This window comes from Allobosea sp. GW822-FHT05A11, from assembly GCF_058800455.1.
On the sequence record NZ_JBXAMI010000009.1, the window covers coordinates 55,794 to 67,976 of the forward strand.

General features: G+C 68.5%; 10 protein-coding genes. 3 read left to right on the forward strand and 7 right to left on the reverse strand.

The features are described 5' to 3' along the window. Positions 1 to 86: 86 nt before the first annotated feature. From pyk to AC1RLU_RS25340, 3 genes are all read right to left on the reverse strand, one after another. Complete coding sequence (gene pyk, locus AC1RLU_RS25330) at positions 87 to 1,526, reverse strand: pyruvate kinase (RefSeq protein ID WP_061971293.1); 1,440 nt, start codon at positions 1,524 to 1,526, stop codon at positions 87 to 89. Between the two features lie 174 nt (positions 1,527 to 1,700). Further along, positions 1,701 to 2,141: a DUF1036 domain-containing protein gene (locus AC1RLU_RS25335; RefSeq protein WP_492798846.1), complete on the reverse strand. Its 441-nt coding sequence runs from the start codon at positions 2,139 to 2,141 to the stop codon at positions 1,701 to 1,703. Between the two features lie 2 nt (positions 2,142 to 2,143). After that, positions 2,144 to 3,418 carry a glycerate kinase type-2 family protein gene (locus AC1RLU_RS25340; protein WP_492798943.1) on the reverse strand — a complete coding sequence of 425 codons (1,275 nt, stop codon included), beginning with the start codon at positions 3,416 to 3,418 and terminating at the stop codon, positions 2,144 to 2,146. A gap of 291 nt (positions 3,419 to 3,709) precedes the next feature. On the opposite strand from AC1RLU_RS25340, the gene AC1RLU_RS25345 reads away from it, so the two are divergent. Further along, entirely contained in the window at positions 3,710 to 3,952 is a 243-nt protein-coding gene (locus AC1RLU_RS25345; RefSeq protein ID WP_061971296.1) for a DUF2312 domain-containing protein, read from the forward strand. Positions 3,953 to 4,076: 124 nt separating this feature from the next. On the opposite strand, the gene AC1RLU_RS25350 is transcribed toward AC1RLU_RS25345, so the two are convergent. Next, positions 4,077 to 4,664 (reverse strand): nitroreductase family protein, encoded by a 588-nt coding sequence (locus tag AC1RLU_RS25350; RefSeq protein ID WP_091860367.1) that lies wholly within the window; start codon positions 4,662 to 4,664, stop codon positions 4,077 to 4,079. A 185-nt stretch (positions 4,665 to 4,849) separates the two neighbouring features. On the opposite strand from AC1RLU_RS25350, the gene AC1RLU_RS25355 reads away from it, so the two are divergent. Further along, entirely contained in the window at positions 4,850 to 5,842 is a 993-nt protein-coding gene (locus AC1RLU_RS25355) for a LysR family transcriptional regulator (protein WP_492798847.1), read from the forward strand. Positions 5,843 to 5,920: 78 nt separating this feature from the next. Beyond that, positions 5,921 to 6,529 carry a glutathione S-transferase family protein gene (locus tag AC1RLU_RS25360; RefSeq protein WP_492798848.1) on the forward strand — a complete coding sequence of 203 codons (609 nt, stop codon included), beginning with the start codon at positions 5,921 to 5,923 and terminating at the stop codon, positions 6,527 to 6,529. A 3-nt stretch (positions 6,530 to 6,532) separates the two neighbouring features. On the opposite strand, the gene AC1RLU_RS25365 is transcribed toward AC1RLU_RS25360, so the two are convergent. The 3 genes from AC1RLU_RS25365 to AC1RLU_RS25375 form a co-directional block, all read right to left on the reverse strand. After that, a complete protein-coding gene (locus AC1RLU_RS25365) occupies positions 6,533 to 8,320 on the reverse strand; it encodes a peptidoglycan L,D-endopeptidase MepK (RefSeq protein ID WP_492798849.1) in 1,788 nt (595 codons plus the stop codon). Between the two features lie 177 nt (positions 8,321 to 8,497). After that, the gene (locus tag AC1RLU_RS25370; protein ID WP_113584550.1) at positions 8,498 to 10,405 is read right to left on the reverse strand and encodes a L,D-transpeptidase scaffold domain-containing protein; all 1,908 of its coding nucleotides are present in this window, start codon (positions 10,403 to 10,405) and stop codon (positions 8,498 to 8,500) included. 105 nt (positions 10,406 to 10,510) lie between these two features. Next, the gene (locus tag AC1RLU_RS25375) at positions 10,511 to 12,004 is read right to left on the reverse strand and encodes a sigma-54-dependent transcriptional regulator (RefSeq protein ID WP_113584549.1); all 1,494 of its coding nucleotides are present in this window, start codon (positions 12,002 to 12,004) and stop codon (positions 10,511 to 10,513) included. Positions 12,005 to 12,183: the final 179 nt, after the last annotated feature.

Consider the following 12,183-nt stretch of genomic DNA (forward strand, 5'->3'; position numbering starts at 1 on the left):
GGATTCCGGAGCGCCGCCGCTTGGCGGCTCGTCCGGAATGACGGTGGTGATTGGCAGGAGAAGGCCGGAACCCCTCGGTCCCGTCCTCAAGCCTTCTCGACATGCTCCTGCGCGACGAAGGCGATGCGGACCATGTTGGTCGCGCCGGGCGTTCCGAAGGGCACGCCCGCCACCACGATGATCCGGTCGCCGAGCTTGGCGTAATGCTCGCGCACCGCGAATTTGCAGGCGCGGAAGGCCATGTCGTCGGCGTCGCTGGCATCCTTGGTGACGATCGCGTGCACGCCCCAGACCAGCGTCAGGCGCCGCGCCGTGGCGCGGTTCGGGGTCAGCGCGATCACCGTCGAGTTCGGGCGCTCGCGGGCGATGCGGAAGGCGGTCGAGCCCGATGAGGTCCAGGCGCAGATCGCCTTGAGGTTCAGGGTCTCCGCAATCTCGTGGGAGGCCTTGGCGATGGCGTCGGCGCCGGTGGCCTCAGGCTCGTTGCGCTGCGATTCGAGGATCGAGCGGTAGATCGCATCGCCCTCGACCTCCTCGGCGATGCGGTTCATCATCGTCACCGCCTCGATCGGATACTGGCCGGCGGCGCTCTCGGCCGAGAGCATGACCGCATCCGCGCCCTCGAAAACGGCGGTGGCGACGTCGGAGACCTCGGCGCGGGTCGGCACCGGGCTCGTGATCATGCTTTCCAGCATCTGGGTGGCGACCACGACGGGCTTGCCCTTGAGGCGGGCCATGCGGGTCAGGCGCTTCTGCGTGCCCGGCACCTGCTCCAGCGGCATCTCGACGCCGAGATCGCCGCGCGCGACCATGATCGCATCGGAGGCATCGATGATCTCCTCCATGCGCGCGACGGCCTGTGGCTTCTCGATCTTGGCCAGCGCCAGCGCCCGGCCGCGCACGATCTTGCGCAGGTCCGCCATATCCTCGGGCCGCTGCACGAAGGAGAGCGCGATCCAGTCGACGCCGACCTCGGCCGCGACCTCGGCATCGGCGCGGTCCTTCTCGGTCATGGCGGAGACGGCAATGGTGGTGTCGGGCAGGCTGACGCCCTTGCGCGACGAGAGGCGCCCGCCGATCAACACCTTGGTCACGGCGGCCTTATCCGAGGCCTTTTCCACGACGAGGCGCAGCTTGCCGTCGTCGAGGATCAGGTGGTGGCCGGGCTCGAGCGCGCTCAGGATCTCGGGGTGGGGGAGGTGGACGCGCTTGGCATCGCCGGGGGCGGGGTCGGAATCGAGCGTAAATCGCGCGCCCTTCGCCAGCATGACGCCGCCGTCGCCGCCGAACTGGCCGACGCGCAGCTTCGGGCCCTGCAGGTCCGCGAGGATGCCGACCGGACGGCGGAACTTGCCCTCCAGACCGCGCAGCATCGCGACCTTCTCCTGAAGCGTCTCGCGCTGGGTGTGGCTCATGTTGATCCGGAACACGTCGACGCCGGCTTCGAACAGTTTTGCGCACATCTCCTCGGTCGCGGAGGCGGGGCCAAGCGTGGCGATGATCTTGATCCGGCGTTCGCGCTTCATTGCTCTTCCCCTGCGACCGGCAAGCCCATACGCCCCCCGGCCGCACCCTTTCATCCATCATGGAGCGCGGTCTGCCCGTTGCCGGGGCCTCGCTTCCGGTTCTTGTCCGCAGGCCTGGCCAGGCCTCGCGTCGATCGTCACCTTATGCCGAGACCATGGCCCCGCGTAAGCCGGTCAGGGCCGCGGCGCGCCGCTGCCGGTATCGGTGAGCTGGATGGTCCAGCTCTTCTGCTCGCCGGTATCGACCTCGAAGAAGCCGGCGCGGTCATAGCCGCGGGCCAGGCAATCCTCGATGCCCCGGATCGTGAATTCCTTGTTGCGCACGCACATGACCGATTTGCCGGTCCATTCCCCGCCCTTGTCGTAATCGAGGGCGTGGACATAGTAGAAGCGTGCCGCCAGCGTGCCGCGCAGCAGCGTCTCGCAGCCGCGCGGGCTGATGTTCCACCAGCCCTCGGTGATCCAGCCCTGCGCATCGCGATAGCCGATCGCGACGCCGACGCGACTCGACGTGGTGTTGCACATGCGCAGATCGGCTTTCGCCGGCGCCACGCTCCCGAGGAACGCGGCCGCGCAGAAGACGAGGGGAAGGACCGTTCGAGGAGAGCCCGGCATTCTTACGGTTCGATCAGGATCACGCGGCAATCGTTGATATTGGTCAGTGTCGGTCCCGGCTGCAGCAAATCGCCGAGCGCTTCGAAGAAGCCGGTCGAATCGTTGTCGGCGAGGGATCGGGCGGGATCAAGGCCGATCTCGGCGGCGCGGGCCAAAGTCTGGGGATCGACCAGAGCGCCGGCCGGGTCGGTGGCCTCGCCGCCGCCGCCATCGGTGCCGTCGGTGTCGCCGGCGAGCGCGACGATGCCGGGTTCGCCGGCCAATGCGATCGCGAGCGCCAGCGCATATTCCTGGTTCGGGCCGCCGCGGCCGGAGCCGCGCAGGGTCACGGTGAGCTCCCCCCCGGAGAGGATGGCGCTGCGCTTGCCCTCCCGCTTCAGGCGCCGGGCGAGTTCGGCATGGGCGGCGGCGACGTCACGCGCCTCGCCTTCGAGATCGGCGCCGAGATCGTGCACTGTATAGCCGGCGGCCTCTGCCGCCGCGCGCGCTGCCGCCATTCCATCGGCCGGGCGGGCGATGATGCGGAATTCGCTGTTGGCGAAAGCGGGGTGGCCGGGCTTCGGCGTCTCGTTTGCGGGCTCGTCGAGCAGGTTGCGGGCGGCCGGCGGCAGGTCGAGCCCGTAGCGGGCGACGATGGCGCGGGCCTCAGCGGTCGTGCTGGGGTCGGCGACGGTGGGGCCGGAGGCGATTGCGGCCGGCTCGTCGCCGGGCACGTCGGAAATGGCGAGGGTGAGGACGCGCGCCGGCGCGGCGGCGAGCGCGAGCCGGCCGCCCTTGATCCGCGACAGCCGCTTACGGACGATGTTCATCTCGCCGATCGGGGCGCCGGAGCGCAGCAAAGCCTTGTTGACCGCCTGCTTCTCGGCGAGCGTTAGCCCGCCGGCCGGGGCGACCCAGTTCGCCGAGCCGCCGCCCGAGAGCAGCACGAGCACGAGGTCGGCTTCCGTGGCGGCGGTGGCGAGCGCGAGCGCGCGTTCGGCGCTGTCGATGCTGCCCTGATCGGGAACAGGGTGGCCGGCTGCGACCATCGGGATATGCCGGGTCGGCGCGGTGTAGCCGTGCCGGGCGACGGCATGGCCGGACAGGCGCTCGCGCGGGAAGCCCTGGTCGAGATAATGCGCTTCGACCAGTGCCGTCATGCTGCCGGCCGCCTTGCCGGCGGCGAGCAGGATCAGGCGCCCGGTTGCGGGGGCTGAGGGCAGGTGCTGTGGCAGGCAGCCCGAGGGGTGGGCGCGGGCGACGGCAGCATCGAAGATCGCGCGTGCGGTCGCGCGCATCGTTTCGATCGTGGTGATGGACTGCGGCACGCCCCGCGACTCCCTGCGTTTGTGCCGCTTGGCGGCGAGCCTGTTCGCTTCCTTGTAGGTCGGGCACGTGGCGGCGTCATCAGCCGTCTGGCGATGTAATCATACTTTTTGAACGGACCTCGCTGCCAACCGAACGGTCGATTGCGGCGATGCGGCATCAGGACTGTTGAGAGCGCCGGGGCGAAGGCCAGTTCAGTCTTGACGGGCAGGCCCGATCCGGGCGAACGCTGCCGGCCAATTTCGTACCGAGAAGGTTATCAGATGGACGATCCGGTTGCTGGCGACCAGCTGAAGAGCATCGTCGAGCGCATCGAGCGGCTCGAGGAAGAGAAGAAGACGATCGCCGACGACATCAAGGAGGTCTATGCCGAGGCCAAGGGCACCGGCTACGACGTCAAGGTGCTGCGCAAGGTCGTGGCGCTGCGCAAGCGCGATCTCGACGAGCGCAAGGAAGAGGAAGCGATCCTCGACCTCTACCTGCAGGCCGTTGGCGAAACCGCCTAAACGGTTTTCCACCCAGGCATGAAAAAGCCCCGCATCGGTCTCCCGATGCGGGGCTTTTCGTTGGAATGAGCGTCGGGCGACGGCGTTGGCTCGGAAGCCCTGCGCCAAGCGTTTCCAGTCTCGGTCAGGCGTGGGTGCGGAAGCGCACTTCATCATCGATGAAGGTCTTTTCCGCGAAGCCGGCCTCATTGGAGCCGAAAGGCATCTGGGCGGTGAGCTTCCAGGATGCCGGGATGTTCCATGCCTTGGCGGCCTCCGCGTCGACGAGCGGATGGTAGTGCTGCAGGCTCGCGCCGATGCCGGCATCGGCAAGCGCGGTCCAGACCGCCAACTGCGCCATGCCGGTCGAATGTTCGGACCAGATCGGGAAGTTGTGCGCGTATAGCGGGAAATTGGTCTGGAGTGTCTGCACCGGCTCCTGATCCTCGTAGAACAGCACCGTCCCGGCACCGCTCGCGAAGCTGTCGATCTTCTTGCTCGTCCCCTCGAAATCGGCGGCTGGCACGATGGCGCGAAGCGCCTCCCTGGCGATGTTCCAGAACTTGTCGCTCTCCTTGCCGAAGAGGATGACGGCGCGGGAGCTCTGCGAATTGAAGCTGGAGGGCGACAGGCGGATCGCCTCTCTGACCAAGCCATCCACCTGAGCTTCGGAAACCGGCAGCTTCTTGCCGAGAGCGTATTGCGTGCGGCGCTTCTTGAGTTTGTCGAGCATGTCTTCCTCGTCCTTGAATGCGTGTCGCCGGCAAGCCAAGGAGGCGGGTCGGCTTTTCGAACCCGGCCCCGTGCGCCTTTCGGCGAAAGCAGGGCTCGATATCTGATGGTGGAGAGGTAGCGGTTCACTTCCCGCATCAGAACCCTCATAATGGGCACCAGACTGTTGCTGACGGAGGAACGCCGATGGCGGAGCTCGACGATATCCGAAGCTTCATCGCCGTGGTCGATGCCGGCGGTTTCGGCCGGGCGGCGCAGAGCCTGGGCGTGGCGAAATCGATCGTCAGCCGGCGCGTGAGCCGGCTGGAGGAGGAGCTCGGCACGAGATTGCTCAGCCGTACGACGCGCGGGGTTGCTCCGACCGAGGCCGGACTCGAATTCAAGGCGCGCAGCGAGCGCATCCTGGCCGAGCTCGACGAGGCGCGGGAGGCGGTGGCGCAGCGGGCCGGCGGCGTCGCCGGGCGGTTGCGGCTGGCCATGCCGATGACCTTCGGCAACAGGCATGTCGCGCCGCTGCTGGGCGAGATCGCGCAGCTCTATCCGCGGCTCGAAATCGATGTGCAGGCGAGCGACCGCTATGTCGACCTGATCGGCGAGCGCTTCGATGCCGCGATCCGGATCGGCTCGCTCAAGGATTCCAGCCTGATCGCCCGGAAGATCGCGCCGGTCCACGCGACGGTCGTCGGCAGCCCGACCTATTTCGCGCGGCGCGGCCGTCCGGCGATTCCCGCCGATCTCAATGATCATGACTGCCTGCTCTATAGCGGCATGAACGACCAGGACTGGGTGTTCCGTACCGGGAAACGCTGGATCACGGTGCGCCCCCCCGGGCGCATGCGTTCCGATAGCGGCGACACGCTGCTGTCATGGGCCGTGGCGGGGCTCGGGCTGACCGTGCTGCCGACCTTCATTGCCTCGGATGCGATCCGTTCCGGCGCCGTCGAGCCGATCCTGCTGGATTATCCGATGCCGACGCGGGCGCTCTATGTCGTGCGCCCGCCCGGCGCCTATGTCCCCGGCAAGGTCCGGGTGCTGATCGACCTGCTGGTCGAGCGTTTCGGCGGCACGCCCTATTGGGACCCCTGCCAGATGGAGGCGCATCAGCGGGGCCTGAGGCTGGACGAGCCGCTGAGCGAACAGCTCACGCCAGCCGCCGCCCGCGAGCATCAAGCGGCGTGATCCAGCGCATCACGCGAATTCGCGTGGCTTTGTAGCGGGGTTTCGGCACTCTCCAGCCGTACTGAAACGGAGGTCGCGATGCTGCTCGTCGGAATGCTCGATAGCCCCTATGTCCGCCGCGCGGCGATCACGGGGACGTTGCTGGAGGTGCCGTTCGAGCATCGCTCGGTCTCGGTGTTCCGGCACATGGCGGAATTCCGGGCGATCAATCCGCTGATCAAGGCGCCGACGCTGGTGACCGATGACGGCATCGCAATCAGTGAATCCCTGCTGATCATCCAGCATTTCGAGGATGTCGCCGGCCGCTCGCTGCGCCCGCTCGAAGGCGTGGCGCGGCGGCGCGATCTGGCGCTGACCGGCATCGGCATCGTCGCCGCCGACAAGGCGGTCTCGATCGAATACGAGCGCAAGCGCCCGGAGGCACAGCGCTATGCGCCGTGGCAGGAGCGCATCGTCACGCAATTGCACGTCGCGCTCGACCTGCTCGACGCGGCGGCCAGGGAGGGCGAGCTGACGGCCGGGCCGGAATTGCTGCCGAGCGATATCGCCGCGGCCATCGCCTGGGGCTTCTGCCGCTTCGTGATCCCGGAATTCGCCCCCGAGGAGCGTTGGCCGGCCCTGGCCGAGCAGGCGCGTGCCTGCGAGGCGCTGGACGTGTTCAAGACCTGGCCGATCGACCGGGAATAGAATTCAGTTCTGGACGAAATTCGTCGGCAGCGGGCGGACGGCCGGGCCGGTGAAGGTGCCGGGCTTGGCGTCGAGCGGGTCGGCATGGCTGAAGCCCAGCGCCGCCGCCGGGCTCGGGCCGGCGATCGGAGCGCCCGACGGTCCGGCTGCGCGGGCGCGGGCTGTCGCGACATTTACCGGCTTGCCGGGCGCCCTGCCGGTGCGGGAGACCGCAGCGAACAGGGAATTCAAGCCGCCACGGTCCATGTCGGCCGCGTCCTCGGGCTCTTCCGCTTCCGGGACCGGAACGGAGCGCTGGGTCGCGGTCGCGAAGCTGACGCCGCCCTCGCGCGGGCGCACCGGTGGCAGCGAGGCGGTGACGAGGCGCCCCTCGGAGGCCTGGGCGAGGGGTGATTCGGGAGCGCCGGTGCCGCGCAGCGAAGCGATGGCTGCATCGGCCAGGGCCGTCGGTCGCATCGGCGGCAGCGGGGCGTTGATGGGCTGGCCGGCCACGACGATCTCGCTCGGGCCGGCGACCTCGCCGGGGCGGCGCGGCGGCAGGGATGCGAGCACCAGTTTCTGGTCGGGCTGCGAGGCGAAGGCGAGCGCGCCGCCGGCCGAAGGAAGGGCGGCAATCTGGACGGGAGCACCGTCATCGGCGGGCACGGGCAGGCCGCGCGGCCGCGCCAGCGGCAGTGGCGCATCGATCAGTTGCGGCCGGTTCTCCTGCGTGCGCGGCGGTGCGGCAGTGGCCACGGCCGGTTGGGGCGCGGGTTCCGGAGCGGGGGGCTGTTGCGCGGGCGCCGTCGTGATCCGCGGTGCCAGGCGTTGCGAGCGCTCGCGCGTCACCGGGTCGGCAGCCGGTGCCATGGCGACGGCGAAGCGGCCGCCATCCGCCGAATTGCCGTCGTTGTAGCCCGTATTGGCATAGGCCATGACCGTCGGCTGCTGGCGCGGCGCACCGCGCCGGCCGCGCGCTGCCGGGCGGGCATCGGCCTCTTCGTCGTCGCCGCCGAACAGCGAGGCCCAGAGGCTCTTGCGGCCCGACGCGATGACGGCGCCTTCGTCGAGATCGGCGGTGGCATAACCGGCAACGGCACCGCCGCCGGAGAGAATCTCGGCCCTGGCGAGATCGTAGCCGGCCAGCGGCTGCCCGTCGGCCGGCAGGTGCACGGTCTTCTGGTCCGGGAAGAGACGCACGAGCTGGTCGCGGGTCATGCGCGGCCAGGACCTCACCGAGCCGACATCGAGATGGACGAAGGGCGTATGTGCGTTGGGATAGAAGCCGACGCCGCCGCGCTGGAGCCGCATGCCGACCTCGCGAATGCGGGCCGTCGGCGTATCCGGCAGGTAGAAATCCAGCGCCTTGCCGAGCATGTGCTGGCTGTGCTTGGCGACGGCGCGCGAGCGGCGACGCAGCATCGCGTTGGTGCCGGGCGCGCGATAGGAAGACACGACATGGAAGGGTTGTTCGGAGCCGAGCTGGCGCTGGACTTCCCAGATCACGTCGAAGAGCCGCGGATCCATGCGGGTCGGCTCGTCGGTGCGCCAGTCGCGCAAAGCCCAGTTCAGCTTCTCCAGCGCAGCCGAATCATAGCGACCGTCACGCTTGAAGGTGACGGTCGTCTCTTCCTTCGTGTGCATGTGTTGGATCGTGATGGTGCGGGTGTCGCCATTGGCGACCGCGTTCTGCGTGCCGCGGACGCCGATGAGCGATGCGGCCAGGGCCAGGCCGAGCGCCAGCGCATGTCGCGCGGCTGGCTTCGTGCCGGACGGCGCGCATCCTGCAAGCGTGGCGGTTGTCCTGCCCAATCTGTCTGACCCGTCTCGGTGCCCCGCCGAAGCGGCGTAGTAAACGTGAACGAACAGTTGCGGAGAAGCGTTAACGACTCGTTAGCGAGCCGGCAATCGCCGCGCCAAGAATTTCCCAGGCAAGGTGGCTAAAGAGGGATCATGGCGAAATGGAGCCCGCCGCGAGCGGGCTCCCGTTCAACCGCCCTGATGCTCCAGGGCCTGCCTGACCAGCCTGTGGAAACCGTAGACATCGTCGAAGCGGTGGATCTGCCCATGATCGCCGACGACGATGGTGTTGTAGACGAGGTGGATCGGTAGCGGCTGCGGCAGGTTGATCCGACGCTCGCCCTTGCCGATCAGGCGCTTCAGGCGCTCATGCGTCCATTCCGGGCCGAGCACCTGGTCGGCCAGCGCGAACGGGTTCTCGACGCGCACGCAACCGTGGCTGAGCGCCCGCCTTTCCCCAGCGAACAGGCGGCGGTTGGGCGTGTCGTGCAGATAGACCGCGTGCTCGTTCGGGAACATGAACTTGATCCAGCCGAGCGCGTTGCGCTCGCCCGGCGGCTGGCGCACCGAAATGCCGCCGCTCTTGGTGCGGGTGACGATATAGCCCCGCTTGGCGGCATAGTTCGGATCGGCTGCGAGACCGGGCAGGAATTCCTTCTTCAGGATCGAGGGCGGCACGTACCAGGACGGGTTGACGATGACGTGGTCCATCTTGTGCGAGAAGATGGGCGTCGCCGAATCCGGCTTGCCGATGATGGCGCGGGTCTCGTGCACGACCTTGCCGGAGCGGATGACGCGCACCCGCATCTCCGGCACGTTGGCGATGATGTGGTCGGTGCCGAGATCGGGCGGCAGCCAGCGCCAGCGCTCCATCTGGGCGATGATGTCCTCCTCGCCACGCGCGCTCGCGGGCTTGCCGAGCGCGGCCAGCGTGCGCTCGCTGAGGATGCCGTTGGCCGGCAGGCCGGCCTTCTTCTGGAAATCGGCCAAGGCCAGCGCGGTGGAGCGATCGAAGACCGGCTCCTCGCTGGGCCCAAGGCCGAGACGCGCGCGCACCAGCGCCACGCGCTCGTCGCGCATGCCGAGCTTGAGCGGCGGGCCGGCGGGAATCCGGACCAGCGGCGTGTCGTCGAGATGCTCGCGCATCTCCGCGAGCTTGGCCTTGAGGCGGCGGTACTGCTCGTGGGGCGGATTGTAGGCGGCGAGCACGGCGTCGGCGTCAGCGGCGCCCGCGAGCTCCGAGAGCACCTCGGTCGCGGAGGGCAGGTAGAGCGTCGGCGTGATCAGCTTGGAGAGCTGGCGCGGGTTGAGGCGGCCGCCGCGGGCGTCGCGCGCATAGAGCACGGCCAGCGCGGAGAGGCGGATATCGGCCTCGGCGAGCCTGGCCTTGTCGCTCGCCTCGAAGACGGGGAGGGGGTAGTCGTTCGGGCGCAGGCCGTCCTCGGCGGCGCGGCCGAGCTGCGTCGCGATAAGCTTGCCGGCCTCGTTCCAGCCCTTGCTCCCGACCCAGAAGGGACGGTTCTCATTGGCCTGATAGGCGGCGACGATCTCATTGCGTTCGCGCTCGCCGAGGCGGCGCAGCGTCAGCGCATCCGGCAGGGCGGCTGCGACGGCTGCCGCAAACTCGGAACCCGGCGGCACCTCGACGACAACCTTCGGCATCTCCGGCAGCGGCACCAGCGGCTCGACGGTGCGCAGCGGGCCAGGCTGCGGGGCGGTCTCGACCGGCTCGGGGGATTTGACGACGGGGGTCAGGGCCGGATCAGCCGCCGGCATCTCGACCGCCGGGATATCGAGCGTGAGCGGCTCCTCGCTATCGAGCGGGGAGGCGGCATCCTGTCTGGCCGGATCCAGCGGCCGGTTGCCGGTCGTGACCGTACCGGTGACGATCTCGGCGTCAGCGGAAGGCGCGGTCGCGGCCTGCGCCGGGGCGGTCGATGGCGCGACGTCGGACAGCCTGAGTTCCGGCTGCTCGGGCAGCGGGATGCCGAGCGTTGCATCGGTTGCGGCAGGGGTCTCGGCGCGGAGCGGGAGGCATCCCAGGATGATGGCCAAGGCGGATGCCGAGGTCAGTTTCGCCCAATGGCGAGGACGCATGGTCGCTATCCCGATTGCTGCCGAATGACGCCAGTTCTGCGTGACTCGGTTGGTTGAGACAAGATGCGGCGGTGCAACAGACCGCCCCATTCGGTTCGTTGCAGCTCAGGCCGCGTCGGTTTCGTCGCCGTTGGATTCGCTCTCGATCAGCCCGTAATCCTTGAGCTTGCGGTAGAGCGTCGAGCGGCCGATGCCGAGCTTGCGCGACACCTCGGACATATGGCCGCGGTAATGCGCGAGCGCGAAGGTGATGATCTCCCGTTCGAGATCGTCGAGCTTGCGCATGTCGGAGCCGGCGACCATGTCGAGGGCGTTGGGGTCGCGTACCGGCATCTGGATGATGCGCGGCGGTGGCTCGCCTTGGTCGATGCGGGCCAGCGGAGCGGGGGCCGGCGGAATCCGGACCTCGTAGCCGTCCATCTGCGCGGCGATCTGCGGGAATTCGGTGATGTCGAGTTCGGGACCATCGGCCAGGACGACGGCACGGAACACGGCATTCTCGAGCTGGCGGACATTGCCTGGCCAGTCATAGCCGGTGATCAGGGCGGCCGCCTCGGCCGTGAACCCTGTGAGCTTGCGGCCTTCCTCGGCGGCGAAGCGGGCGAGGAAGCCCCGCGCCAGATCGACGATGTCCTCGCGGCGCTGGCGCAGGGGCGGCAGCGTGATCGGGAAGACGTTGAGGCGGTAATACAGGTCCTCGCGGAACTCGCCGCGCTTCACCTGATCGAGCAGGCTCTTGTTGGTCGCCGAGATCAGGCGGATGTCGACGCGCACCGATTTCTTGCCGCCGACGGGGTCGACCTCACCCTCCTGGATGGCTCGCAGTAGCTTGACCTGCGCGTCGAGCGGCAATTCGCCGACCTCGTCGAGGAAGAGCGTGCCGCCATTGGCCTCGACGAACTTGCCGAGATGACGCTCGGTCGCGCCGGTGAAGGCGCCTTTCTCGTGGCCGAACAGGATGGATTCGACGAGATTATGCGGGATCGCGCCGCAATTCACGGTGACGAAAGGCTTGCCCTTGCGGTCGCTGGAACCCTGGATCGCGCGCGCCAGCACCTCCTTGCCGACGCCCGACTCGCCCTCGATCAGGATCGGGATGTTCGATTTCGCTGCGCGCTCCGCCAGCCTGACGACGCGGGCCATGTCCGGGCTCTTGGTGGCGAGGTCGCGGAAGCCCAGCGTGTTCGAGGCGCGGCGCTTGATATGGCGCAATTCGTGTTCGAGCGCGCCGAGCTTGAGGGCATTGCGCAGCGAGACCTGCAGGCGCTCGGCGCCGACGGGCTTGACCACGAAATCGACGGCGCCGGCCCGCATCGCGGTGACCACGGTCTCGATCGAGCCGTTGGCGGTCTGGACGATGACGGGGAGCTCGCTGCCGCGCTCACGCAACGCCGCCAGCACGCCCATGCCGTCGAGGCCGGGCATGTTGAGATCGAGGACGACGGCATTGAAGCGCTCGCCTTCGGGCGCGCCGAGCAGGGTAAGTGCCGCTTCGCCGTTCTCGGCAGTCGCGACGTCATAGCCGAAGCGCTTGAGCATGGCGTCGAGCAGGCGGCGCTGGACGGGATCGTCGTCGACGATGAGGACGGTGTCGGTCATGGCACCTCGAAGGCCCGGGCAATATGAAAGAAATCTTGGGCGTCGGCGGAATCGCCTGTTTCGTTCTGGGGCATGGTCGGCCAGAAGAGTTAAGCGGGGGTTTAAGCCGGGGCCGGTCGTCGGGGTGACGAACAGCCGCCGTTGATCCCCGGGCCCGTGCCGGCCTATGGATGGGCTTG

What these genes read in the sequence shown, in the direction of transcription:
- pyk (WP_061971293.1), bottom strand. Translation starts at nt 1,526, where the DNA reads ATGAAGCGCGAACGCCGGATCAAGATCATCGCCACGCTTGGCCCCGCC.
- AC1RLU_RS25335 (WP_492798846.1), bottom strand. Translation starts at nt 2,141, where the DNA reads ATGCCGGGCTCTCCTCGAACGGTCCTTCCCCTCGTCTTCTGCGCGGCC.
- AC1RLU_RS25340 (WP_492798943.1), bottom strand. Translation starts at nt 3,418, where the DNA reads ATGCGCGCGACCGCACGCGCGATCTTCGATGCTGCCGTCGCCCGCGCC.
- AC1RLU_RS25345 (WP_061971296.1), top strand. Translation starts at nt 3,710, where the DNA reads ATGGACGATCCGGTTGCTGGCGACCAGCTGAAGAGCATCGTCGAGCGC.
- AC1RLU_RS25350 (WP_091860367.1), bottom strand. Translation starts at nt 4,664, where the DNA reads ATGCTCGACAAACTCAAGAAGCGCCGCACGCAATACGCTCTCGGCAAG.
- AC1RLU_RS25355 (WP_492798847.1), top strand. Translation starts at nt 4,850, where the DNA reads ATGGCGGAGCTCGACGATATCCGAAGCTTCATCGCCGTGGTCGATGCC.
- AC1RLU_RS25360 (WP_492798848.1), top strand. Translation starts at nt 5,921, where the DNA reads ATGCTGCTCGTCGGAATGCTCGATAGCCCCTATGTCCGCCGCGCGGCG.
- AC1RLU_RS25370 (WP_113584550.1), bottom strand. Translation starts at nt 10,405, where the DNA reads ATGCGTCCTCGCCATTGGGCGAAACTGACCTCGGCATCCGCCTTGGCC.
- AC1RLU_RS25375 (WP_113584549.1), bottom strand. Translation starts at nt 12,004, where the DNA reads ATGACCGACACCGTCCTCATCGTCGACGACGATCCCGTCCAGCGCCGC.